Here is a 24,244-nt window from a genome sequence, read left to right as displayed (position 1 = left end):
ATCGCAGCCGTCAGCGTCGTCTTGCCGTGGTCAACGTGACCAATCGTGCCGATGTTCACGTGCGGCTTGTTACGTTCAAACTTTGCCTTTGCCATGATGGCCTCCTTTATCGGGTGGCGGGGTGATCCCCGCCCTACGGTTTGTGGGTAGGGCGGGGTTCACCCCGCCTGCCCGTCATGCGTATTTCGACTGGATCTCTTCGGAGATGTTCTGCGGAACCGGCTCGTAGTGGTCGAACTGCATCGTGAACTGCGCGCGGCCCGAGGACATGGAGCGCAGGGTGTTGATGTAGCCGAACATGTTGGCCAGCGGCACGAAGGCGTTGATCGCGATCGCGTTGCCACGGGTCTCCTGGCCAGTCACCTGGCCGCGCCGCGAGGTCAGGTCACCGATGATGCCGCCGGTGTATTCCTCCGGCGTCACGACCTCGACCTTCATCATCGGCTCGAGCAGTTTCGCACCCGCCTTCTTGAGGCCTTCGCGCATGCACATGCGGCTGGCGATCTCGAAGGCGAGGACCGACGAGTCCACGTCGTGGAACTTGCCGTCCAGAAGCGCCACCTTGAAGTCGATCACGGGGAAGCCCGCGAGCGGACCGGAGTCCATCACCGACTTGATGCCCTTCTCGACGCCGGGGACGTATTCCTTCGGCACCGCGCCGCCGACGATCCGGCTCTCGAAGGAGTAGCCTTCGCCCGGCTCGGTCGGGGAGATCTCGAGCTTGACCTCGGCGTACTGACCCGAACCACCCGACTGCTTCTTGTGGGTGTAGGTGTGCTCGATCTTCATGCCGATCGTTTCACGGTAGGCCACCTGCGGCGCACCGATGTTCGCCTCGACCTTGAACTCCCGCTTCAGGCGGTCGACGAGGATGTCGAGGTGAAGTTCGCCCATGCCCTTCATGATGGTCTGACCGGACTCGAGGTCGGTCTCGACGCGGAAGGACGGGTCCTCGGCGGCAAGCCGCTGCAGGCCCTGGGACATCTTCTCCTGGTCGGCCTTCGTCTTGGGCTCGACGGCGATCTCGATCACCGGATCGGGGAAGGTCATCGTCTCGAGCACGACAGGCTGCTGCTTGTCGCAGAGCGTGTCACCCGTGGTCGTTTCCTTCAGACCGGCAAGCGCGATGATGTCGCCCGCGAAGGCCTCGTCGATTTCCTCGCGGTTGTTGGAATGCATCATCATCATGCGGCCGATGCGCTCGTTCTTGCCCTTCGTGGAGTTCAGGATCGAGTCGCCCTTCTTGAGGACGCCCGAATAGACGCGCGTGAAGGTCAGCGAACCGACGAAGGGGTCGTTCATGATCTTGAACGCCAGACCGGCGAAGGGCATCGCATCGTCCGCGCGGCGGGCGATGTTGCGCTCTTCGGTTTCGTCGCCGGGCTTGAAGCCCATGTAGTCGACCACGTCGAGCGGGCTCGGGAGGAAGTCGACCACGGCGTTCAGCAGCGGCTGGACACCCTTGTTCTTGAAGGCCGAACCACCCAGGACCGGAACGAAGCTGAGCGACAGCGTACCCTTGCGGATCAGCTTGCGCAGCGTCGGAACGTCGGGCTCCTCGCCTTCGAGATACGCCATCATGGCGTCGTCATCCATCTCGACGGCGGCTTCGACCAGCTTGCCGCGCCACTCGTCTGCGAGCTCCTGCAGCTCGGGACGGATCGGCTGACGCGTCCACGACGCGCCGAGATCCTCGCCCTGCCAGACCCACTCTTCCATGGTGACGAGGTCGACGATGCCCTCGAGTTGGTCCTCGGCACCGATCGGGAAGTTGACCGGAACCGGGGTCGCGCCCGTGCGATCCTTGATCATCTTCACGCAGTTGAAATAGTCGGCGCCGATCTTGTCCATCTTGTTGACGAAGACCATCCGCGGAACCTTGTAACGGTCGGCCTGACGCCAGACGGTCTCGGTCTGCGGCTCGACGCCGGCGTTGGCATCGAGAAGTGCCACGGCACCGTCGAGCACGGCCAGCGAACGTTCCACCTCGATGGTGAAATCGACGTGGCCGGGGGTGTCGATGATGTTGAAGCGCGTCTTGGTGTCCGACGTGCCCTCGGCGGTCGGGTCTTCCTGCCACTGCCAGAAGGTGGTGGTGGCGGCCGACGTGATGGTGATCCCGCGCTCCTGCTCCTGCTCCATCCAGTCCATGGTGGCGGCGCCATCATGGACTTCGCCGATCTTGTGGGACCGGCCGGTGTAATACAGGATGCGCTCCGTCGTCGTGGTCTTGCCGGCGTCGATGTGCGCCATGATCCCGAAGTTGCGGTAGCGCTCGAGCGGATAATCGCGTGCCATTTGGGGAGGTCCTCAGGCTAAGATGAAACTTACCAGCGGTAGTGGCTGAACGCCTTGTTGGCGTCGGCCATCTTGTGGGTGTCTTCCCGCTTCTTCACGGCCGAGCCGCGCGAGTTCACGGCGTCGACCAGTTCCCCGGCCAGACGCTCTTCCATGGTGTTCTCGTTGCGAGCACGGGCCGCGTTGATGAGCCAGCGGATGGCGAGCGCTTCGCGACGCTCGGGGCGGACTTCGACGGGGACTTGGTAGGTGGCACCACCGACCCGGCGCGAGCGGACCTCGACGGACGGCTTGATGTTGTCGAGCGCCTCGTGGAACACCTCGACGGGGGCCCGCTTGAGACGACCCTCGACGCGGTCGAAGGCGTTGTAGACGATGCGTTCGGCGGTCGATTTCTTGCCGTCGATCATCAGGTTGTTCATGAACTTGGTCAGAACGCGGTCACCGAACTTGGCGTCGGGCAGGACTTCGCGTTTCTCGGCGCGATGGCGGCGGGACATGGTGGTATCCTCTTACTTGGGGCGCTTGGCGCCGTATTTCGAACGGCGCTGGCGACGGTCCTTGACGCCCTGCGTGTCGAGCACGCCGCGCAGGATGTGATAGCGCACGCCGGGAAGGTCCTTCACCCGGCCGCCACGGATCAGGACCACCGAGTGCTCCTGAAGGTTGTGGCTCTCGCCGGGGATGTAGCTGATCACCTCGTAACCGTTGGTCAGGCGCACCTTGGCGACCTTCCGCATGGCCGAGTTCGGCTTCTTCGGCGTCGTCGTGTAGACGCGCGTGCAGACACCGCGCTTTTGCGGGCAGCTCTCCAGGTGCTGGGACTTGGAGCGTTTCACTTTGGGCTGCCGCGGCTTGCGGATCAGCTGCTGAATCGTCGGCATGGGGTCTCCCCGTCTGGCTCTCTCGTGTCGGCGGTGGCCCGCGCCCGGTCATCCGGCAACGCGAAAACACCAAAACCGCATGCATCCCTTCCCTACCTGGAGGACGCTGCGGTGGAAGTTTCAGAGGATCGGGGCGCTCAAACGGCCCGGATCATGACCACTACAATTCTGTTTTCGGAGGCCGGTACGCCATGCGGCGGCACCCGGCCAAGTGGCGCGCGGTATAGGGGGAGTCGATACGGGTGTCAACAGCGCCCCGGAGCGGCACGGCCCGTTGTCGGATGGCCGTCGCGTCAGTGGGCCTCCGGGCGGGGCTGAGCCGCCGCCGCCGACCTGCGCGCGCGTGCCGCAACCGCCCTTTCGCGCAGGATCGTGTAGATGCCGGTCGCCACCACGATCGCCGCCCCGGACAGGGCCAGAGCGTTCGGCCACTCGCCGAAGAATGCCAGCCCGAGGACCAGCGCAAACACCAGGGACGTGTAGCGGAAGGGCGCGGTGAACCCGACTTCGCCCACCCGCATGACCATGATCGAGAAGAGATAGCCGCCGATGATGAAGACCGCGGCCAGCGCGATGAAACCGGCCTCGCGCAGGCCCGGCATCACCCAGGGTTCCGTCAGGCTGAGAAGGCCGCCGAAGACCGCCACCGCGGCCGCCGTGATGACCGCCACCGCCATCGAGGGCAGGCCCGGACTGAACCGCCGCGTGACCAGGTCCCGCCCGGTGATGATGACCACGGCCAGAAGCGCCGAGAGTGACCATGCGTTGAAGCCCTCGGTCCCTGGCTGCACGATCAGCATGACCCCCGCGAACCCCACCAGAACGGCACTCATCCGGCGCCAGCCCAGCGGCTCGCCGAGGAAGACCGTGGCCGCCACCGTCACGACGAGCGGCAGCGCCGACAGCAGCGCCGTCGCGTTGGCGATGGGCATGTTCACCAGCGCCATCAGGAAGGCCACCATCGCGGTGATCTCGAAGAGGGTTCGCCACGCGACCCGCGAGCGGTCCTCGTGCGGGATGCGGAAGGTGAACTGACCAAAGGCGGCGGCCAGCAAGGCGAGCATCGTCGTGGTCAGCAGACCGCGCAGGAACACGATCTGGAACAGCGGCAGGTCCTGCGCCGCCAGTTTCACGAACGCGTCGTTGAGGGTGAAGGCCCCCATGCTCGCCGTCATCAGCAGGGCGCCCTTCAGGTTCGGGCCGAGGCTCATTCCGGGGCGGCCCTGGTCAGCCGCGCGATGGCCTGGCGCACGGCCTTCGGGGCAAGGCCGAAACGCTGGCTCAGGGCCTCGTCCGCCATCGCAGGGGCAAGCCTGGAGGCTCCCTTCGGCGCCGTCCGCGTGCTGTCGTTGCCACCATGGAGCGTGCGCAGGAACATGTCGTCCCGCGGGTCGGTCCAGCAGCGGGCATTGGCCAGCAGGTGGGCGTGGTTCCAACGGTAGATGTTGTGCTGGAAATCGAAGGCCGTGACCATGGCGCTTGCCTGACCGAGTGGACGTGTCTCGCTGTAGCGGTAGAGCGGAAGCGCAGGATCGTCCAGCGCCCAGTAGAGCCCGGTCTGGTAGCCGATGACGGCGGGCGTCTCGGCATCGGCCCACCCGATGTCGAGCAGCCGGTCCGCGGTGTCCCGCAGCCGTTCGACATAGTCCACCGCCACGGCGTCGTCGTCGTCGATGCGGAAGCCGGTGACGTAGGGAACGCCCTCATCGCCGCCGACCCGGAAGGCGCGGCGCGTCGCCTGCAGCGGGCCGACGGGCTCCATCGCGCAGATCTCGAGGAAGGGATAGGTCGCCCGGAGCGACTTCAGCCGCCGGCGCCAGCGGATCGGCATCATGTCCCCCACCAGCGCGACGAGCCGGAAGTCCCTGTCGGTCTGGGCGGCCAGCGACGGCAGGCAGATCTGCTCGAAACAGGTGAAGCGATAGCGCATGCGCTCGGGTGCGTAGAGCGTCTCGATGACCTTGTCAGTGCCCTTCGACGACAACCGGAACCCCGCGGTCGCGGGGTAGGAGAAGCGGCAGACGCCGATCACCTGGTTGTCCGGTCTTCTGCCCATGTCTCGGCCCGCCTGCCTCTCCGTCGGCAAGCCTAGATCAGGCCGAAGGCCGAGGGAATGCCCGCGTCCCCTATCGGAGCACGCGGAACCCGGCGAGGCCCGCCACCTCGACCGGGCTCGCGGTCACGGCATCGACGCGGGCGGCCGGTGGCCCCTTCCCGAACGCGTCTAGCATCCGCGCCACGGCGTCGGCGGGCCCTTCGATGACGGCCATCACCGATCCGTCAGCCTCGTTGCGCACCCAGCCCGCGAGACCGAGCGCCTGGGCCCTGGCCTTCGTCCAGGCCCGGAAGGCCACGCCCTGCACCCGGCCCCTGACCCGGACTTCGGTCGCGGTGGTATCGCCCGGCATGTCCCGGTCCTCCCTGGCTTCGTGCATCGGGTGCAGCCTCGCACGGGATGCCCGAAACGCGAAACGCCCCGCCGGTGAGGGCGGGGCGTTCCGGAGTTCCTTTCGGATCGTGGCGAGGTCCTTATTCCTCGCCGGTCTCCTCTGCGACCGTCTCGGCCGCATCCGCGCCGAAGATCGCCTCGGGCGCAGCCAGTGCGGCGGCGGCCTCGGCCTCGGCGCGTGCGGCCTCGATCACCTTGTTGTCCCGCTCGGCGGCGATGCGGCGCACGCGCTGCGTGGCCCCGCCCGTGCCGGCTGGGATCAGGCGCCCGACGATGACGTTCTCCTTAAGGCCCACGAGCTTGTCGCGCTTGCCCTGGACGGACGCCTCGGTCAGCACGCGCGTGGTCTCCTGGAAGGAGGCGGCCGAGATGAACGACCGGGTCTGAAGCGACGCCTTGGTGATCCCGAGAAGGATCGGCTCGCCTTCTGCCGGGCGGCCGCCCTTGGCGATCGCCTTCTCGTTGGCCTCGTCGAACTCGGCCTTGTCGACGTTCTCGCCCTTGAGAAGCGTCGTCTCGCCGCTGTCGAGGATCTCCCACTTCTGCAGCATCTGGCGAACGATCACCTCGATGTGCTTGTCGTTGATCTTCACGCCCTGCAGTCGGTAGACGTCCTGCACCTCGTCGATCAGGTAACCGGCAAGCGCCTCGATCCCCATGATCCGCAGGATGTCATGCGGCGCGGGGTTCCCGTCCATGATGTAGTCGCCTTTCTGGACGAAATCGCCCTCGGCAACGGGGATGTGCTTGCCCTTCGGCACCATGTACTCGACCGGCTCGAGGCTGTCGTCGGCGGGAACGATGGCGATCCGGCGCTTGTTCTTGAAGTCGCGTCCGAATTTCACGTAGCCGTCGATCTCGGCGATGATCGCGTGGTCCTTCGGACGGCGCGCCTCGAACAGTTCCGCCACCCGCGGCAGACCGCCGGTGATGTCCTTGGTCTTGGCGCCCTCGCGCGGGATCCGTGCGACGACGTCGCCGGCCTGGATCTGCTGGCCGTCCTCGACCGACAGGATCGCGTCCACCGACATCGTGTAGGTGACCGGGTTCCCCTGCTCGTTGCGCACGGGCTCCCCGTCCTCGCCGACGATGATGATCTCCGGCTTCAGCTCGTTGCCCTTGGGCGCGGTGCGCCAGTCGGACACGATCTTCTGCGTCATGCCGGTCGCGTCGTCGGTATCCTCGCGGATCGACACGCCCGAGATCAGGTCGACGAACTTCGTCGTGCCCGCGGCTTCGGCGATGATCGGAAGCGTGTAGGGGTCCCACTCGAACAGGCGGTCGCCGCGGCTGATCTTGGCCCCGTCCTCCACCATGACCTTGGTGCCGTAGCCGAGCTTGAAGCTCGCCCGTTCGGCGCCCTGGTCGTCGGTGATGACGAGCTGCATGTTGCGGCCCATCACGATCTGCTCGCCGGCGACGTTCTTCAGGAGGTTGGGGTTCGCGAAGGCGATCGTGCCCTCGACGTTGGCCTCCTGGAAGGACTGCTGGCCACCCTGCGCGACGCCGCCGATGTGGAACGTCCGCATCGTCAGCTGCGTGCCGGGTTCGCCGATGGACTGGGCCGCGATGATGCCGACGGCCTCGCCGACGTTCACCCGTGTGCCCCGCGCCAGGTCACGGCCGTAGCAGGCCGCACAGACGCCTTCCTCGGCTTCACAGGTCAGCGGGCTCCGCATCGCCATGGAGACGACACCGGCCTGCTCGACCGCATCGGCCTTGCGCTCGTCGATCAGTTCGCCCTTGGCCACGATAACCTCGTCGGTGCCGGGCACGAAGACGTCCTCGCCCGCGGTCCGTCCGAGGATGCGCTCGGCCAGCGAGGCCACGACCTCGCCGTCGTTGACGGCCGCCTGCGCGGTGATCGTCCGCTCGGTGCCGCAGTCGTTCATGCGAACGATGCAGTCCTGCGCCACGTCCACCAGACGACGGGTCAGGTAACCCGAGTTCGCCGTCTTGAGCGCGGTGTCCGACAGGCCCTTCCGGGCGCCGTGGGTGGAGTTGAAGTACTCCAGCACGGTCAGGCCTTCCTTGAAGTTCGAGATGATCGGCGTCTCGATGATCTCGCCCGAAGGCTTGGCCATGAGGCCGCGCATGCCGCCCAGCTGCTTCATCTGGGTGACCGAGCCACGGGCACCGGAGTGGGCCATCATGTAGACCGAGTTCGGCTCCTGCTCGGCGCCGTTCTCGTCGTACTTCTTCGACGAGATGGTCGCCATCATGGCGTCCGTCACCTTGTCGTTGGCTTTCGACCAGGCATCGATGACCTTGTTGTACTTCTCACCCTGGGTGATCAGGCCATCCATGTACTGCTGTTCGAATTCCTTGACCTGTTCGCGGGTCTCGTCGACCAGCGTCCACTTGTCGTCGGGGATGACCATGTCGTCCTTGCCGAACGAGATGCCGGCCTTGAACGCCTCGCGGAAGCCCATGGTCATGATCTGGTCGCAGAAGATGACCGACTCCTTCTGGCCGCAGTAGCGGTAGACGGTGTCGATGACCTGCTGCACTTCCTTCTTCCGCAGAAGACGGTTCACCAGATCGAAAGGCGCCTTGGCGTTGAGCGGCAGAAGATCGCCCAGAAGCGCGCGACCCGGCGTCGTGTCGTAGCGCCGCCAGACCTCGTTGCCTTCCTCGTCGATCTGCTTGATCCGCGCCTTCACGCGCGAGTGCAGGTGCACCTCGCCCGCGTCGAGCGCGTGGCGGACCTCGTCCACGTCGGCGAAGATCATGCCCTCGCCCTTCATGCCCTCACGCTCGAGCGTAACGTAGTAGAGGCCCAGGATCATGTCCTGCGACGGAACGATGATCGGCGCGCCGTTGGCGGGCGACAGAACGTTGTTCGTCGACATCATCAGGACGCGCGCTTCCAGCTGCGCCTCGAGGCTCAGCGGAACGTGCACGGCCATCTGGTCGCCGTCGAAGTCGGCGTTGAAGGCCGAGCAGACGAGCGGGTGAAGCTGGATCGCCTTGCCTTCGATCAGGATGGGCTCGAAAGCCTGGATGCCAAGGCGGTGCAGCGTCGGCGCCCGGTTCAGCAGAACGGGATGCTCGCGGATCACCTCGTCGAGGATGTCCCAGACTTCCGGGCGCTCCTTCTCGACGAGCTTCTTGGCCTGCTTGACGGTGGAGGACAGGCCCTTGGCCTCAAGCCGCGAGTAGATGAACGGCTTGAAGAGCTCGAGCGCCATCTTCTTGGGCAGGCCGCACTGATGGAGCTTGAGTTCGGGGCCGGTCACGATGACCGAGCGGCCCGAGAAGTCCACGCGCTTGCCGAGCAGGTTCTGCCGGAACCGGCCCTGCTTGCCCTTGAGCATGTCCGACAGCGACTTCAGCGGCCGCTTGTTGGCACCGGTGATGACCCGGCCGCGACGGCCGTTGTCGAACAGCGCATCGACCGATTCCTGCAGCATCCGCTTTTCGTTGCGGATGATGATGTCGGGCGCGCGCAGCTCGATCAGCCGCTTGAGACGGTTGTTCCGGTTGATGACCCGGCGGTAAAGGTCGTTGAGGTCCGACGTCGCGAACCTGCCGCCATCGAGCGGCACGAGCGGGCGCAGTTCCGGCGGGATGACCGGGATCACCGTCATGACCATCCACTCGGGCCGGTTGCCCGACTCCAGGAACGACTCGACGATCTTCAGACGCTTGATGATCTTTTTCGGCTTGAGCTCGCCCGTGGCCTCCTTGAGGTCCTCGCGCAGCTGCGTGGCCTCGCTTTCGAGGTCGATCGCCGCCAGCATCTCGCGGATCGCCTCGGCGCCGATGTTCGCCTGGAAGGCGTCGGAGCCATAGGCATCCTGCGCGTCGAGGAATTCCTCCTCGCTCATCAGCTGACCGTAAGACAGGTCGGTCAGACCCGGCTCGATCACCACGTAGTTCTCGAAATAGAGGATCCGCTCCAGGTCGCGCAGCGTCATGTCCAGCATCAGGCCGATGCGGGAGGGCAGCGACTTGAGGAACCAGATGTGCGCGACGGGTGCCGCCAGCTCGATGTGGCCCATACGCTCGCGGCGGACCTTCTGCAGCGTGACCTCCACGCCGCACTTCTCGCAGACGACGCCGCGATACTTCATGCGCTTGTACTTGCCGCAAAGGCACTCGTAGTCCTTCGTCGGCCCGAAGATGCGCGCGCAGAACAGGCCGTCACGCTCGGGCTTGAACGTGCGGTAGTTGATCGTCTCGGGTTTCTTGATCTCGCCGTAGGACCAGCTGAGGATCCGCTCGGGCGATGCCAGCGAGACCTTGATCTCGTCGAACGCCTTGGGCGGGGTCAGCGGGTTGAACGGGTTGTTGGTGAGTTCCTGGTTCATGTCGAATCCTTGAGAATAAGGGCGCGGGTGGGAAGGGGGCGGCCGGCATGGACCGCCCCGGGCGACACGGGCGGATTACTCCGCCGCGATACCGCCCTCTTCGTCCTCCTCCGCATCCAGGAGTTCCATGTTGAGGCCCAGGCCGCGGACCTCCTTGACGAGAACGTTGAACGATTCCGGCACGCCGGCCTCGAAGTTGTCCTCGCCCTTGACGATCGACTCGTAGACCTTGGTCCGGCCCGCCACGTCGTCCGACTTGACGGTGAGCATCTCCTGCAGCGTGTAGGCGGCGCCATACGCCTCGAGTGCCCAGACCTCCATCTCGCCGAAGCGCTGGCCGCCGAACTGCGCCTTGCCGCCGAGCGGCTGCTGCGTGACGAGGCTGTAGGGCCCGGTCGAGCGCGCGTGGATCTTGTCGTCCACCAGGTGGTGCAGCTTCAGCAGGTACTTGACGCCGACCGTGACCGGACGCGCGAACTTCTCGCCCGTGCGGCCGTCGAAGAGGTCGGACTGGCCGCTCTGGCTGAAGCCGGCGCGCACCAGTGCGTCGTTCACGTCGGCCTCCTTGGCGCCGTCGAAGACCGGGGTCGCGATCGGCACGCCGCTGGTGACGTTGCCGGCGGCCTCGATCACCTGTGCCTCGTTCATGTCCCCGAAGGCGTCGTTGTAGGTCTCGTCGCCGTAGGCGATCTTCAGGGCATCGCGCACCGGGGTCATGTCACCCGAGCGGCGATACTCGTCCAGTGCCTCGTCGATCTTGAGGCCGAGGCCGCGCGCGGCCCAGCCCATGTGCGTTTCGAGGATCTGGCCCACGTTCATCCGCGACGGCACGCCGAGCGGGTTGAGAACGAAGTCCACCGGAGTGCCATCCGCGAGGAACGGCATGTCCTCCATCGGAACCACCTTGGAGATGACGCCCTTGTTGCCGTGACGGCCGGCCATCTTGTCGCCCGGCTGAAGCTTGCGCTTCACCGCGATGAAGACCTTGACCATCTTCATCACGCCCGGAGGCAGGTCGTCGCCGCGGCGGACCTTCTCGACCTTGTCCTCGAAGCGGTGATCGAGCGCGCGCTTCTGCGCCTCGAACTGCTCGTGCAGCGCCTCGACCTGGGCGGCGTCCTGCTCGTCCCCGAGGGCGAGCTGCCACCACTGGCCGCGGCTGAGGGTGTCGAGAAGCTCCTCGGTGATCTCGGAGCCGGCCTTGACGCCCTTCGGACCCTTCACCGCGGTCTTGCCGAGGATCATGGACTTGAGGCGCGCGTAGATGTTGCGTTCGAGGATGACGAGCTCGTCGTCCCGGTCACGGGCCAGGCGCTCGACTTCCTCGCGCTCGATCTGCAGCGCGCGTTCGTCCTTCTCCACGCCATGGCGGTTGAAGACGCGCACTTCCACGACCGTGCCGAAGTCGCCCGGCGGCAGCCGGAGCGAGGTGTCGCGAACGTCCGAGGCCTTCTCGCCGAAGATCGCGCGAAGAAGCTTTTCCTCCGGCGTCATCGGGCTTTCGCCCTTGGGCGTGATCTTGCCCACGAGGATGTCGCCCGGCCCCACTTCGGCGCCGATATAGACGATGCCCGCCTCGTCGAGGTTGCGCAGGGCCTCCTCGCCGACGTTCGGGATGTCGCGGGTGATCTCTTCCGGCCCGAGCTTGGTGTCGCGGGCCGCGACCTCGAATTCCTCGATGTGGATCGAGGTGAAGACGTCGTCGCGCACGATGCGCTCGGAAATCAGGATCGAGTCCTCGTAGTTGTAGCCGTTCCAAGGCATGAACGCGACGATCACGTTCTTGCCCAGCGCCAGTTCACCCATGTCGGTCGACGGGCCGTCGGCGATGACCTCGCCCTTGGACACCGTGTCGCCGACCTTCACCAGCGGGCGCTGGTTGATGCAGGTGTTCTGGTTCGAGCGCTGGAACTTGCGCAGGCGGTAGATGTCCACGCCGGCGTCGCCGAGCGTGAGATCCTCCGTCGCGCGCACCACGATCCGCTGGGCATCGACCTGGTCGATGATCCCCGCGCGGCGCGCCTGGATGGCCGCGCCACTGTCGATGGCGACCTTGCTCTCGATGCCCGTGCCCACGAAGGGCGCGTCCGCCTGCAGCAGCGGCACGGCCTGACGCTGCATGTTCGAGCCCATGAGGGCGCGGTTCGCGTCGTCGTTCTCGAGGAACGGGATCAGCGACGCGGCGACCGAAACCAGCTGTTTCGGCGACACGTCGATCAGGTCCACGGCCTCGCGCGGGGCAAGCGTGTACTCGCCCGACTGGCGGGTGTTCACCATCTCGTTGATGAACTGCCCATCCTCGCTGAGGTTGGCGTTCGCCTGCGCCACGGTGTGACGCATCTCCTCGGTCGCGGACATGTAGACGACCTCATCGGTCACCTGCGCGTCCTTCACCTTGCGATACGGCGTCTCGATGAAGCCGTACTTGTTCACCCGCGCGAAGGTGGCGAGCGAGTTGATGAGACCGATGTTCGGGCCTTCCGGCGTCTCGATCGGGCACATCCGGCCATAATGCGTCGGGTGCACGTCGCGCACCTCGAAGCCGGCACGCTCGCGCGTCAGGCCGCCCGGGCCAAGCGCCGAAAGGCGACGCTTGTGCGTGACTTCCGACAGCGGGTTGGTCTGGTCCATGAACTGCGACAGCTGCGAGGAGCCGAAGAACTCCCGCACGGCGGCGGCCGCCGGTTTCGCGTTGATCAGGTCCTGCGGCATGACCGTGTCGATCTCGACCGACGACATGCGCTCCTTGATCGCGCGCTCCATCCGCAGCAGGCCGACGCGGTACTGGTTCTCCATCAGCTCGCCGACCGAGCGCACCCGCCGGTTGCCGAGGTGGTCGATGTCGTCGATCTCGCCCTTGCCGTCGCGCAGCTCCACCAGCGCCTTGACGCAGGCGATGATGTCCTCGCGGCGCAGCGTGCGCTGCGTGTCCTCGGCGTCGAGGTCAAGGCGCATGTTCATCTTCACCCGGCCGACCGCCGAAAGATCGTAGCGCTCGCTGTCGAAGAAGAGCTGGTTGAACAGCGTCGAGGCGGCTTCCACAGTCGGCGGCTCACCGGGGCGCATGACGCGGTAGATGTCCATCAACGCGGTGTCCCGGTTGAGGTTCTTGTCCATCGCCACGGTGTTGCGGATGTAGGGGCCGACATTGACGTTGTCGATGTCGAGGACCGGCACCTCGGTGATGCCCGCGTCCATGAGCTCCTTAAGCGTGCCGCCCGTGACGTCGCCATCCTTGTCGGTTTCCCACGTCAGCTCGTCGCCGGCCTCGACGTAGATCGCGCCGGTTTCCTCGTTGATGATGTCCTTGGCGACGTAGCGCCCGACAATCTGGTCGAAGGGAACGAGGATCTCGGTGACTTTGCCGTCGTCGATGATCTGCTTGACCGCGCGCGGCGTGACCTTCTTGCCCGCCTCGGCGATCACTTCACCGGTCTTGGCGTCGACGATGTCGTAGGTCGGGCGCGTGCCGCGCACGCGCTCGGGGAAGAACTTGGTGACCCAGCCCTTCTTCTTGTCCAGCTTGAAGGTGACGGTGTCGTAGTAGGCATCCATGATGCCTTCCTGGTCGAGGCCGAGCGCATAGAGCAGCGTCGTGACCGGGAGTTTCCGGCGCCGGTCGATGCGCGCGAAGACGATGTCCTTGGCGTCGAATTCGAAGTCGAGCCACGAGCCGCGATAGGGAATGATGCGGCAGGCGAAGAGCAGCTTGCCCGAGGAGTGCGTCTTGCCCTTGTCGTGATCGAAGAACACGCCCGGGCTGCGGTGCATCTGGGAAACGATGACGCGCTCGGTGCCGTTCACGATGAACGTGCCGTTCGGGGTCATGAGCGGCATGTCCCCCATGAACACGTCCTGCTCCTTGATGTCCTTGACCGACTTGGCGCCGGTATCCTCGTCGACATCGAACACGATCAGCCGCAGCGTCACCTTGAGGGGCGCGGCATAGGTGAGGTCGCGCTGCTGGCACTCCTCGACGTCGAACTTGGGCGCTTCGAGCTCGTACTTCACGAACTCCAGAACCGCCGTCTCGTTGAAATCCTTGATCGGGAAAACCGACTGGAAGACGCCCATGATGCCTTCGCCGTCGGTGGGTTTGTCGGCGTCGCCGGAGTCGAGGAACAGGTCGTAGGAGGATTTCTGAACCTCGATGAGGTTCGGCATCTCCAGGACTTCGCGGATTTTGCCGAAGAATTTACGGATACGTTTCTGGCCTGCGTAGGTCTGAGCCATGCTACAGCGCACCTTTCCACTGTCTCGCGCGGCCCTCTCGCCGCCGGGGCCTCGGCGGAGAGCTCGCAAGATCCAAGACGTGACGGATCAATCCGTTTGCCGTCCCACCGGCAAATCCCGATCCCGTTGCCACCGCCTTGGAAAACGCCCTTTCGCGCGGGCCCTTTCCAAGACGCGGTCGGCTGGACCCGGATTTCTCCGGGCCCAGCCTCTGTCCGTTCGCGGAGAACGGGCCTCCGGGGAAGCCCGACCTCCCGCCTTGTCCTCAGGCCAGCTCGACCTCGGCGCCAGCTGCTTCCAGCTTGCCCTTGATGTCTTCCGCTTCGGCCTTGTCGACGCCTTCCTTGATCTTGCCGCCGGCTTCGACCAGGTCCTTGGCTTCCTTGAGGCCCAGGCCGGTGATCGCGCGCACTTCCTTGATCACGTTGATCTTCTGTGCGCCGGCGTTCTTCAGAACGACGTCGAATTCGGTCTTCTCTTCCTCTGCGGCGGCAGCTTCGCCACCGACGGGGCCGGCCATCATCACGGCGCCGCCTGCGGCGGGCTCGATGCCGTATTCGTCCTTGAGGATGGTCTTGAGCTCCTGCGCTTCGAGGAGGGTGAGACCGACGATCTCTTCTGCGAGTTTCTTCAGATCAGCCATTTGTTCAGGTTCCGTATGTAGGATTGTGTTCCAACGCCGCAAGGTGCGGGTCGTGGGGATGCCTTAGGCCGCCGCCTTTTCCTCGATGGTGGAAAGGATGGAGGCGATGTTCGAAGCAGGTGCGCCAATGGCCCCGGCGATGTTCGAAGCAGGTGCCCCGATGCAGCCGACGATGGAAGCGATAAGCTCCTCGCGGGACGGCATCTTGGACACGGCTGTAACACCGGCGCGGTCAAGAACCTTCCCATCCATGGCTCCGCCGAGGATCACGAACTTGTCGTTCGCCTTGGCGTAGTCCTCGGCGACCTTGGCTGCTGCCACGGGATCTTCCGAATAGGACAGAACGGTCATGCCCGTCAGGAACTCGGTGATGCCAGAGACATCGGTTCCTTCCAGGGCGATCTTGGCGAGCCTGTTCTTGGCGACGCGGACGGACCCACCCGCTTCACGCATGCGTGCGCGCAGGTCCTGCATCTCGGCAACCGTGAGACCCTCGTAGTGTGCGACCACCACGACGCCAGAGCTTTCGAAGATCTGGCCGAGTTCCTCGACCACTTTCTCTTTCTGGGCTCTATCCACAGTTTCACTCCAGTTTGGGGGTCTCCCCCCGGCTCGATGGTACCGGATCGCTCCGGCGGTTTTGGTCCGCGGTCAACGGGAACCAAACCGCCCGGGCGCTCGAACGGAGCCCTCGGCCTTCTGGTCTGATCCCGCCTCGGGCAGGAATTATTGAGAGAAATCCCTCAACCCACCGTCTCGGACGAAACGCAAAAGAGCGCGTGACGAATCGCGCGCTCTCTCGCAAGGGCGGTGAGTATCCTCTGAGCGTCGATTTGCCAAGCCCCGCACGCGGCTTTTGTCAGTTCGCGCTCAGGCCGCTTCGGCCCGGTACGCGCGGCGTTGCTCTGCAGAATAGACCGGCCAATGGACGAGGTCGCGCACATGGGCGTCCAGGGTCTCGGGGCGATGGCCGGTGACCCAGCGCACGTAGCTCAGCGCGATCTGGTCCCTCGGCATGAGGCCGGCATAGGCCCCGAACCATGCTGAATTGAATGCCTCGGTCTCGGGAGAACCCATTTTCTGGACGCAGATCATGTTGGCGAATAGCCCGGCATTGCGCGGCACATAGGCCTTTCTGCAGGCGTCGAGGATAGTCTCGTACTGGGCCTCGTCATAGAAGCCCTTGCGAAAACAGGTGCGCGCCTCCCGGTAAAGGCAATTCCGGCGCATATGGCGCACGAGATATCGCCCTGCGGGCGCGGCACCGCCATGCGCGCCTTCGATTTCGGCGACCAGTTCGCGCGGATCGACCTTAAGTCGGGCGCAGTTGTCCACGTAGATGACCCATTCGTGGTCGGGGAAATGACGCTCGGGCATCAGCTTGGGCAGGCGCGACTGGAGAACGGGAGACAGGCCGGTTTCAGGCAGGACGACCGCCTGAACACCCGCTGGCACGACATCCGGCGCATCGGTGAAAACCACGGTGTCGAAGTCGTCGCCAAGCGGAATGGCCGTCGGATTGAAGGGTTCATGCGCGCCGAAATAGCAGGAATAGACGGCGACCCCGCCCTTGACGCGTCGGGCCTGCGCCGTGCCGCCAAGCGGAGCGTGAGCCCGGAACACCACGGTACGGATCTTGTGCCGGCGGTGCATGCCCCCGTCGATCACGTCAACCACCCGGCCGAATTCGCCGAATTCGGCGTTCAGCATCTTGATCAGGACCTCCTCGCTGATGCCGAAGGGGTCCATCGCCGTCACCCGGTCGACACTGTAGTTCCAGCCATGGTCGAGAAGGAGAATGCCGCCGGGCGCGAGGCTCCGTATCCATGCGCCGAAGGCCTTCGGCGGATCGAAGGAGTGGTCCCATGAATTCGAGTAGACGAAATCCATGGCGCCGACCCAGTCATCCCGCAAGTCGTGGAAATCCCACTGGATCGTGTGCGGAAAATCCGTCGCCGTGTCCGAGATCTCCGTCCCGATCACGTCGGCCTCGGAATGCTCCGCGCCCTCGGCATCGACGCCGGGAGAAAGATGGCGGCGGAACCAGGCCTGCTCGTTGCCCCTGCGCGTGCCGTGGCAAAGACCCGCGCGCACACCCGGACGATGGCGGTTCAGATATCGGCTGAGGATCTCGATGTGCGCCTCGGGCACCCATTGGCTGTCGATCTTCAGCTTGTTGGCGAGGGTCTGGACCTGGCGGTAGACGTCGTAGTTGAAGTCGCCGCCGACGTTGTATTTCAGAAGGCGCATTCCTTCCGACTCGTCGACCACCGACTCCGCCATGACCTGTTCGACCAGTTCACGGTAGCGCCGTTCGAGTTCCTGCTTGTCGACCTGTTCCAATGCCCTGCCCCGCGCCCGCCCGGGCGGCGCCTTTTCCGGCGCCGCGTCTTTGGGCGGAAACTTAGCTGGGCTGCGGGCCGACGGCAAAACGAAAACGGCACCCCGGTGCGATCCGGGGTGCCGTCGTGTTTCTTTCTTCCCGCTGTGCGGGCGCGATCAGTTGCCCGTCGCGCTGTCCAGGGCCACCGAGACACCGGGGCCCATGGTCGAGCTGATCGAGACCTTGCGCAGGTAGGTGCCCTTGGCGCCCGAAGGCTTCGCCTTGTTCACCGCGTCCACGAAGGCGCGCAGGTTCTCGGCCAGCTTGGCCGCATCGAAGGAGGCCTTGCCGATACCGGCATGAATGACGCCGGCCTTCTCCACCTTGAACTGCACCTGGCCGCCCTTGGCCGCCTTGACGGCCTCGCCGACGTCCATGGTGACGGTCCCGATCTTGGGGTTCGGCATCAGGTTGCGGGGGCCCAGCACCTTACCCAGACGGCCGACGATCGGCATCATGTCCGGGGTCGCGATGCAGCGATCGAAGTCGATCGTGCCGCCCTGGATGGTTTCCATCAGGTCCTCGGCGCCCACGATGTCGGCGCCCGCTGCCCTGGCTTCGTCGGCCTTGGGGCCACGCGCGAAGACCGCGACGCGCACCGTCTTGCCGGTGCCGTTCGGCAGGTTGACCGTGCCGCGGACCATCTGGTCGGCGTGGCGCGGGTCGACGCCGAGGTTCATGGCGATTTCCACCGACTCGTCGAACTTGGCCGAGGCGTTGGCCTTCACCAGCTCGACCGCGTCCTCGACGCTGAGGTTTTCCTTGCCTTCGAAGGCGGCCTGGGCGGCCTTGAGACGCTTTCCGATCTTGCCCATGACTTACCCTTTCACCTCGATACCCATCGACTTGGCGGAGCCGAGGATGATCTGCATCGCCGCTTCGACGTCGTTCGCGCTGAGGTCCTGCATCTTCGCCTCGGCGATCTCGCGCAGCTGCGCGGGGGTGATCGACGCGATCGTCTCGCGGCCCGGCTTCTCGGCGCCGCGCGGACGATTGCGCTTGCCAACGGGCTTCAGGCCCGCCGCCTTCTTGAGGTAGTACGACGCCGGCGGCGTCTTGATGTCCATCGTGAAGGACTTGTCCTGGTAGTAGGTGATCACGGTCGGCAGCGGGGCACCGGGTTCCATGTCCTGCGTCTTGGCGTTGAACGCCTTGCAGAATTCCATGATGTTGATGCCGCGCTGACCAAGCGCCGGGCCCACCGGGGGCGACGGGTTCGCCTGGCCGGCCTTGATCTGCAACTTCATCTTGCCAGCAAGTTTCTTGGCCATGAGGCCTCTCCTTTCTTCCAACAGCCATCGGGGCGCGCCCCTTGGCCTTTGTGGACGTGGTCCGGTCCGGACATCGCGATGCCCTCGCCTCCCACGTTGGATGCGCCGTCCCTCGGGACGACTGGCGTCCCTTAGACAGGGTCGGCGCGCGATGCAAGGCGTTTCCATTGGCATGCGGACCCGCCCTGTGCCAGTTTCACGATGTCATGAGCCTGCGCCCCCGACAGCTGTCGCTCCCCAAGGGAACGCGCGTCTTTTCCCCCGGAGAGCCATGCCCGGGCTTCGTCATGCTGCACGAGGGCACGATCAGGGTCTCGCTCTCGGCGGAGAACGGACGCGAGGTGGTACTCTACCGCGTGAGACCGGGCGATGTCTGCCTGCAGACCTTTTCCTGCCTCATCAACCAGAGCACCTACCGTGCCGAGGGCGTGGCCGAGACAGACCTCTCGGGCGTGATCCTGCCGCCAGAGGCATTCCATGCCCGAATGGCGGACGACCCCGCCTTTCGGGGCGATGTCTTCAGCTCCGTCGCCCGCCGTTTCGGCGACTTCGAGCAACTGGTCGAGGACGTCGCGCTCATCGGGTTCGACGCGCGGCTCGCCCGGACCCTTCTGCGGCTGCGCGACGGCGAGAACCGGGTGAACGCGACACACGAACAGCTGGCCACAGAGACCGCCTCGGGCCGCGCCTTCGTCTCGCGGCGGCTGGCGGAGTTCGCACGGCAGGGGCTCGTGGTTCCGGCACGCGGCTGGATCGACCTCGCCGATATCGCCGGGCTGGAACGGATTGCCGCAGACACACTGTGACAGTGTCACCGACGCCGGCGGCGCATCCGTGTAAGGTTTTCCCATGTTCAGAGACAAGGAGACACGACCATGACCCGCAACGAAGGCAATCTCGACCGCGCCCTGCGCATCATCGCCGGCCTGGTGCTCATTTCGCTGGTCTTCATCGGCCCGCAGACGCCCTGGGGCTGGATCGGCGTGGTGCCGCTGCTGACGGGTCTCGTCGGCATGTGCCCGCTCTACTCGATCCTCGGGATCAACACCTGCCCGATGAAGAAGGGCTGACGGGCAACGGCCTGCCGCTGCATAAGGCACGGCCGTGCCCCCAAACGTGAAACGGCGCAGCCCGCGAACCGCGGCTGCGCCGATTTTCCTTCCCGGCCGTTCCCGAGAAAAGCGTGTCAGCCCTGCTTGGAGACCTGGGTGAATTCCAGTTCGACGGGCGTGGCGCGGCCGAAGATCGACACCGTCACCTTCAGGCGCTGGTTGTCGTCGTCGACCTCCTCGACCATGCCGTCGAAATCCTCGAACGGACCGTCGTTCACCTTCACCTTCTCGCCGATCTCGAAGGTGATGGTCGACCGCGGCGCGGCCTCGCCTTCCTCGACCCGGTTGAGGATCGAGTTGACCTCTTCGTCGCGCATCGGCATCGGACGGCCCTGGGGACCGAGGAAGCCCGTCACGCGCGGGATCGAGTTGATCGCGTGGTACCCCTGGTCCGTCATGTCCATGCGCACGAGCACGTAGCCCGGCATGAAGCGGCGCGGAACGGTGACCTTCTTGCCGCGGCGGATCTCGATGACGTCCTCCTCGGGGACGAGGACCTCCTCGATCACGTCCTGCAGGCCCTTCTCGGCCACGGCAGTGCGGATCTGTTCAGCCACACGCTTCTCGAAGTTGGACAGCACGCTGACCGAATACCACCGTTTCGCCATCTCGCTTTCGTTCCTTCGCAGACCGCCCCCTGGAGAGCGCTATTTTCCTTGCCGTTCGTCGCCCGAACGCGTCTCCCCGAAAAAGAAACAGCGTGCATCACGATTCGACGCACGCCATTTTCGGGGAAGTGGGAGGGCATTACCCGCCGCACCGGAGGAAATCAAGACCCGCAGCCGCGCCGCGGCACCGGCCTCAGCCGAAGACGGTCAGGATCAGCTCGAGCAGCTGCCGGATCGCCCAGTCCACGCCGAAGAAGAAGATGGCGAAGACAACGGCCATGAGGAACACCATGCCGGTCGTCACCAGAACTTCGCGCCGCGTCGGCCAGACCACCTTGGCGATCTCGGCGCGCGTCTGCTGCATGAACTGGAACGGGTTGGCCATGGTCTTGTCCCCGGGATACGTCTGGGGCGGCATATACGCATCGCCGCCGCAGGGCGCAAGCCGGGGGACGCGGACCCGGGCAATTGGTCTCGGAAGGGGTCGCATGGAGCCATCTGGCCAGACAGGCGGACGCCGCACCGGATGCGCGATCCTCGTTCTCGGCGCGGCAGTCTGGCCCGGCGGGAGGCCATCGCCGACGCTTGAGCGGCGAACGCTCCACGCGGCGCACCTCTGGCAAGAGGGACGAGGCGACGCGATCGTCCCCTGTGGCGGGACCGGCCGCCACCCTCCCGCCGAGGCCGAGGTGATGCGCGACATCCTCGTTCGGGAAGGCGTGCCGGACGCCGTCATTCACCTCGAGGATCGCTCGACCAGCACGTCCGAGAACATCGCCTTCGCCCGCCCGATCCTCGACGCACTCGGTCTGAACGCGGTCATCATCGTGTCGGACGCCTTCCACCTCCCGCGCGCAAGGCTTCTCGCAAGGCGCGCGGGGCTGCAGGTCCGAACGAGCGCCCCACCATGGAAAGGCGCGCGGGCCGGCCCGCAGATCAAGGGCGTTCTCAGGGAAATCCCGGCCTACCTCGCGGCGCTGTTGCGACTGCGCTGAGAGCGGCGGATCGAGTGTCGGGAGGGTGGCCTGGCAGGGGCGGAGGGACTCGAACCCCCGGCCTGCGGATTTGGAATCCGCTGCTCTACCAACTGAGCTACACCCCTAAGGCCGGGATGCGGGATAGGGCGAAACGCGCATCTTGTCCAGCGGGGAAAAGGCCTTTGCCCGCGCACCGCGGCGGCGCTATCCTGTGGAAGCGCCACCGGACCCGAAGGGACCCTGACATGCGCCACCTGCTTCTTGCCCTTGGCCTTTCCATCGCTCTGCAGCCGCAGCCCGCGGCCGCGGACAAGCATACCTGCGGACAGCTGCGCGGCAACGTGGACGCGATGATCCCCGCGATGTCGCGCGACCTGCCCTATGAACAGCTCGACTGCGCGGGCATCAGCGAACTCTACTTGCTGCTCGTTCAGTTCGACGGCCCGGACTTCACCCTGAACCAGCGGATCGAGGCGGTGTTCCGCCGCTATGGACTGATCCGCTGAGGCCTCAGTCCTCGCCGTCCGCCCAGGGCCCGTGAAACCCGCTTTCGCCGGGCCGGTCGAGGCGTTCGAAGCCGTGCCGCCCGAAGCGGTCGCGCAGCCCCTGGATCATGTTCGCCGTGCCGCGTGCCTGCCGAAGCTGATCGAAGTGCTGCAGCGCGGCCGAGAGCGCGGGCACCGGCAGCCCCGCGAGGGTCGCCGTCGACACGACCTTGCGGAGGGCCGGAACATGCTCGGAAAGCAACTCGGCGAAGGCCGGGGCAAAGGCCAGCGGTTTGCCCGGCTTGGCCTGCGCGAGCGCCCCTGCCATGTCGTCGAGCATGCGCCAGCGGATGATGCAGCCCGCCCGCCACGTCCGCGCCACATCGTCGAGCGGCATGGACCAGCCTTCTTCCTGCCGGGCGCGTTCGAGCAGCGTGAAGCCCTGCGAGTAGGCCAGGACCTTGCCCGCCAGAAGCGCCGAGGCAAGCGCGTCATCCTCGAGCGGACCCAGCCTGCCCTCTCCTGCGAACAGCTTCTGGCCCTCGGCCCTGAGCGCCGCCTCGCCCGAAAGGACACGTGCCGTCACCGCCGCCTCGACGGCCGGCAGCGGCGCCGCGCGCCTCTGCGCGTCGATCACCGTCCAGCGCCCGGTGCCCTTCTGGCCCGCACGGTCGGCGATCACGTCGAGCAGCGGACGGCCCGTTCCGGGGTCCGCGGTCGCCGCCACTTCGGCCGCGATCTCGACGAGGTAGCTTTCGAGAGGACCCTTGTTCCAGTGCGCGAAGACCTCGGCGATCCCGGCGGCATCGCGCCCCTGCCCGTCGCGCATGAGGCCATAGACCTCTGCGATCATCTGCATGTCGGCATATTCGATGCCGTTGTGAACCGTCTTGACGTAGTGTCCCGCGCCCCCCTCACCGAACAAGGCCGCGCAGGGAACGCCGTCGAACCGCGCCGCGATCGAGGCGAGGACCGGCTCGGCGCCTTGCCAGGCCTCGCGCGCGCCACCCGCCATCAGGGAGGGTCCATGCCGCGCGCCTTCCGCCCCGCCGGAAACGCCGAGGCCGAGAAAGAGCAGGCCCTTGGCGGCAAGGGCGGCCGCGCGGTCGCGGCTGTCCTGCCAGTCGGAATTGCCGCCATCGATTAGGATGTCCCCCGGTGACAGATACGGGGCGAGCGCCGCGATCTGGTCGTCGACGGCGCTGCCGGCCGGCACCATGAGCAGGATCGTTCGCGGCACCTCAAGCGCGGCCGTGAAGGCCTCGAGCGTCTCCGTGGGCACGATCCGTGGCGCAAGATCGCCCGCCCCGGCGTGAAACGCGCGCGTCTTTTCCGCCGTCCGGTTGAAGACGGCGATGCGGTGCCCCGCTTCGGCGATGTTGAGGGCGAGGTTCGCCCCCATCGTGCCGAGGCCGATGAGGCCGATCCGGGATGTCTCGGTCATGGTGTGCTCCGCGCGGATTGGTTCCCCGACAGGCTGGGCCAGGCCGCGCCCGAGGTCCACCCCGCGGGGCGCAGGCGGCCTGTGCGCCGATGCTCGCTCCTAGGCCCGCTCCAGCGCCTCGACATCCCCGCCACAGATCGCCGCCTCGCTGGCGAGGATCCGGTCGATCGGCCAGTCCCACCACGCAAGGTCGAGCAATCGTTCGACCGTGGCAGGCTCGAAGCGGGCGCGGATCACGCGGCCCGGGTTGCCCCCCACGATGCTGTAGGGCGGGATATCCCCGCCCACCACCGCACCCGCGCCGACAATCGTCCCGGTGCCAAGGCGCGCGCCGGGCAGGATCGTGGCGTTTGCGCCGATCCACACGTCGTGGCCGATCACGGTATCGGGCCCGGGACCGGGCATGGAGGGCCGCTCGCCCGGCGCGCCCTCGCCGCCGAAGATGGCGAAGGGATAACTGGAGATGCCGTCGAACCGGTGATTGGCGCTCGAGGTGACGAAACGGACACCGTCCGCGATCTGGCAGAACCGCCCGATCACCAGACACTCGGGGCTGAAATCGAAGAGCCAGGGCGCGAGACGCGCGGCCCAGTCCTCCGGCGGATCGAAGGCCGATGCGTAGGAATAGTCGCCGACCTCGATGCGCGGATGATCGATGGCGGGTTTCAGGAAGACGGTGCCGAGATGGAGCGATCCATCGGGCAGACGCACGGGGTGAAGCGTGTCGGGGGATGCAAAAGGGGTCGCCAAGACGGACCTCCGGTCTCTGGGGTTTCAGGGAAACGGCTCAGATCTCGGTGTGGTCCACGGCGCCCTCCATCGGTTCGGGTCCTGTGTTAGGCCAAAGGGTCCCAAAAGGAAAGGACCGCCCCGAGGGACGGTCCCTTGTCATTCTCTCCGGCGACCGGGGAAAACCGCGATCTCCCCGAGCGGTCTCCCTCAGGAAACCGCTCGGGGAGGCAGAAGATCACTCGATGATCTTGGAGACGACGCCTGCGCCGACGGTGCGGCCGCCTTCGCGGATGGCGAAGCGCAGGCCGTCTTCCATGGCGATCGGCGCGATCAGCTCGACCGTGAACTTCAGGTTGTCGCCCGGCATCACCATCTCGGTGCCCTCGGGAAGCTGAACCGTGCCCGTCACGTC

The 24,244-nt window shown here is 65.9% G+C and carries 23 protein-coding genes and 1 tRNA gene; 4 read left to right on the top strand and 20 right to left on the bottom strand.

Annotated features, from left to right (window positions below):
- From N8I71_RS20240 to rplK, 14 genes are all read right to left on the bottom strand, one after another.
- Nucleotides 1–95: GTP-binding protein (locus N8I71_RS20240; RefSeq protein WP_018590913.1), on the bottom strand; the 95-nt coding region annotated here is incomplete at its 3' end.
- Between the two features lie 79 nt (nucleotides 96–174).
- Nucleotides 175–2,298 (bottom strand): elongation factor G, encoded by a 2,124-nt coding sequence (gene fusA / locus N8I71_RS20235; protein ID WP_262879858.1) that lies wholly within the window; start codon nucleotides 2,296–2,298, stop codon nucleotides 175–177.
- A 29-nt stretch (nucleotides 2,299–2,327) separates the two neighbouring features.
- Nucleotides 2,328–2,798, bottom strand: a complete 471-nt coding sequence (gene rpsG / locus N8I71_RS20230) for a 30S ribosomal protein S7 (RefSeq protein WP_262879857.1) — start codon at nucleotides 2,796–2,798, stop codon at nucleotides 2,328–2,330.
- 12 nt (nucleotides 2,799–2,810) lie between these two features.
- Nucleotides 2,811–3,182 (bottom strand): 30S ribosomal protein S12, encoded by a 372-nt coding sequence (gene rpsL, locus N8I71_RS20225; protein WP_071673925.1) that lies wholly within the window; start codon nucleotides 3,180–3,182, stop codon nucleotides 2,811–2,813.
- A 293-nt stretch (nucleotides 3,183–3,475) separates the two neighbouring features.
- Nucleotides 3,476–4,393 (bottom strand): DMT family transporter, encoded by a 918-nt coding sequence (locus N8I71_RS20220; protein WP_262879856.1) that lies wholly within the window; start codon nucleotides 4,391–4,393, stop codon nucleotides 3,476–3,478.
- On the bottom strand, nucleotides 4,390–5,238 hold the full coding sequence (locus N8I71_RS20215) for a putative rhamnosyl transferase (protein ID WP_262879855.1): 849 nt from the start codon (nucleotides 5,236–5,238) through the stop codon (nucleotides 4,390–4,392). Before N8I71_RS20215 ends, N8I71_RS20220 begins: the two co-directional genes overlap by 4 nt.
- A gap of 70 nt (nucleotides 5,239–5,308) precedes the next feature.
- Nucleotides 5,309–5,590 (bottom strand): acylphosphatase, encoded by a 282-nt coding sequence (locus N8I71_RS20210; RefSeq protein ID WP_262879854.1) that lies wholly within the window; start codon nucleotides 5,588–5,590, stop codon nucleotides 5,309–5,311.
- A 121-nt stretch (nucleotides 5,591–5,711) separates the two neighbouring features.
- Complete coding sequence (gene rpoC, locus N8I71_RS20205) at nucleotides 5,712–9,944, bottom strand: DNA-directed RNA polymerase subunit beta' (protein ID WP_262879853.1); 4,233 nt, start codon at nucleotides 9,942–9,944, stop codon at nucleotides 5,712–5,714.
- A 75-nt stretch (nucleotides 9,945–10,019) separates the two neighbouring features.
- Nucleotides 10,020–14,177, bottom strand: a complete 4,158-nt coding sequence (gene rpoB / locus N8I71_RS20200) for a DNA-directed RNA polymerase subunit beta (protein WP_262879852.1) — start codon at nucleotides 14,175–14,177, stop codon at nucleotides 10,020–10,022.
- A 265-nt stretch (nucleotides 14,178–14,442) separates the two neighbouring features.
- Nucleotides 14,443–14,820: a 50S ribosomal protein L7/L12 gene (gene rplL / locus N8I71_RS20195; protein WP_262879851.1), complete on the bottom strand. Its 378-nt coding sequence runs from the start codon at nucleotides 14,818–14,820 to the stop codon at nucleotides 14,443–14,445.
- Nucleotides 14,821–14,883: 63 nt separating this feature from the next.
- Nucleotides 14,884–15,399: a 50S ribosomal protein L10 gene (gene rplJ, locus N8I71_RS20190; protein ID WP_262879850.1), complete on the bottom strand. Its 516-nt coding sequence runs from the start codon at nucleotides 15,397–15,399 to the stop codon at nucleotides 14,884–14,886.
- A 291-nt stretch (nucleotides 15,400–15,690) separates the two neighbouring features.
- Nucleotides 15,691–17,163: a glycosyltransferase domain-containing protein gene (locus N8I71_RS20185; RefSeq protein ID WP_262879849.1), complete on the bottom strand. Its 1,473-nt coding sequence runs from the start codon at nucleotides 17,161–17,163 to the stop codon at nucleotides 15,691–15,693.
- Between the two features lie 156 nt (nucleotides 17,164–17,319).
- A complete protein-coding gene (rplA, locus tag N8I71_RS20180; protein ID WP_262879848.1) occupies nucleotides 17,320–18,018 on the bottom strand; it encodes a 50S ribosomal protein L1 in 699 nt (232 codons plus the stop codon).
- Between the two features lie 3 nt (nucleotides 18,019–18,021).
- Complete coding sequence (gene rplK / locus N8I71_RS20175; protein ID WP_262879847.1) at nucleotides 18,022–18,474, bottom strand: 50S ribosomal protein L11; 453 nt, start codon at nucleotides 18,472–18,474, stop codon at nucleotides 18,022–18,024.
- A 206-nt stretch (nucleotides 18,475–18,680) separates the two neighbouring features.
- Between rplK and N8I71_RS20170 the strand changes: the two genes are divergently transcribed.
- Both N8I71_RS20170 and N8I71_RS20165 read left to right on the top strand, forming a co-directional pair.
- A complete protein-coding gene (locus N8I71_RS20170) occupies nucleotides 18,681–19,280 on the top strand; it encodes a Crp/Fnr family transcriptional regulator (protein WP_262879846.1) in 600 nt (199 codons plus the stop codon).
- A gap of 69 nt (nucleotides 19,281–19,349) precedes the next feature.
- A complete protein-coding gene (locus N8I71_RS20165) occupies nucleotides 19,350–19,544 on the top strand; it encodes a YgaP family membrane protein (protein WP_262879845.1) in 195 nt (64 codons plus the stop codon).
- A 116-nt stretch (nucleotides 19,545–19,660) separates the two neighbouring features.
- Here N8I71_RS20165 and nusG read toward each other — a convergent pair whose 3' ends face one another.
- A complete protein-coding gene (gene nusG / locus N8I71_RS20160) occupies nucleotides 19,661–20,194 on the bottom strand; it encodes a transcription termination/antitermination protein NusG (RefSeq protein ID WP_262879844.1) in 534 nt (177 codons plus the stop codon).
- A 193-nt stretch (nucleotides 20,195–20,387) separates the two neighbouring features.
- On the bottom strand, nucleotides 20,388–20,612 hold the full coding sequence (gene secE / locus N8I71_RS20155; RefSeq protein WP_262879843.1) for a preprotein translocase subunit SecE: 225 nt from the start codon (nucleotides 20,610–20,612) through the stop codon (nucleotides 20,388–20,390).
- Nucleotides 20,613–20,682: 70 nt separating this feature from the next.
- Between secE and N8I71_RS20150 the strand changes: the two genes are divergently transcribed.
- Complete coding sequence (locus N8I71_RS20150) at nucleotides 20,683–21,189, top strand: YdcF family protein (RefSeq protein ID WP_262879842.1); 507 nt, start codon at nucleotides 20,683–20,685, stop codon at nucleotides 21,187–21,189.
- Between the two features lie 31 nt (nucleotides 21,190–21,220).
- On the opposite strand, the gene N8I71_RS20145 is transcribed toward N8I71_RS20150, so the two are convergent.
- Nucleotides 21,221–21,296: transfer RNA gene (locus N8I71_RS20145), tRNA-Trp, on the bottom strand.
- 120 nt (nucleotides 21,297–21,416) lie between these two features.
- Between N8I71_RS20145 and N8I71_RS20140 the strand changes: the two genes are divergently transcribed.
- Nucleotides 21,417–21,677: a hypothetical protein gene (locus N8I71_RS20140; RefSeq protein WP_262879841.1), complete on the top strand. Its 261-nt coding sequence runs from the start codon at nucleotides 21,417–21,419 to the stop codon at nucleotides 21,675–21,677.
- 4 nt (nucleotides 21,678–21,681) lie between these two features.
- On the opposite strand, the gene gndA is transcribed toward N8I71_RS20140, so the two are convergent.
- The 3 genes from gndA to N8I71_RS20125 all read right to left on the bottom strand — a co-directional run.
- Nucleotides 21,682–23,100, bottom strand: a complete 1,419-nt coding sequence (gndA, locus tag N8I71_RS20135) for an NADP-dependent phosphogluconate dehydrogenase (protein ID WP_262879840.1) — start codon at nucleotides 23,098–23,100, stop codon at nucleotides 21,682–21,684.
- A 99-nt stretch (nucleotides 23,101–23,199) separates the two neighbouring features.
- Entirely contained in the window at nucleotides 23,200–23,850 is a 651-nt protein-coding gene (locus tag N8I71_RS20130; RefSeq protein ID WP_262879839.1) for a CatB-related O-acetyltransferase, read from the bottom strand.
- A 217-nt stretch (nucleotides 23,851–24,067) separates the two neighbouring features.
- Nucleotides 24,068–24,244, bottom strand: a 177-nt coding sequence (locus N8I71_RS20125; RefSeq protein ID WP_454824047.1) for an EF-Tu C-terminal domain-related protein, incomplete at its 5' end; no start/stop codon positions are given.

This window comes from Roseicyclus sediminis (genome assembly GCF_025515305.1).
Classification (GTDB): Bacteria; Pseudomonadota; Alphaproteobacteria; order Rhodobacterales; family Rhodobacteraceae; genus Roseibacterium; species Roseibacterium sediminis.
Note: the sequence above shows the minus strand (reverse complement) of the source record. Positions and strands in the feature narration are given on the sequence as shown.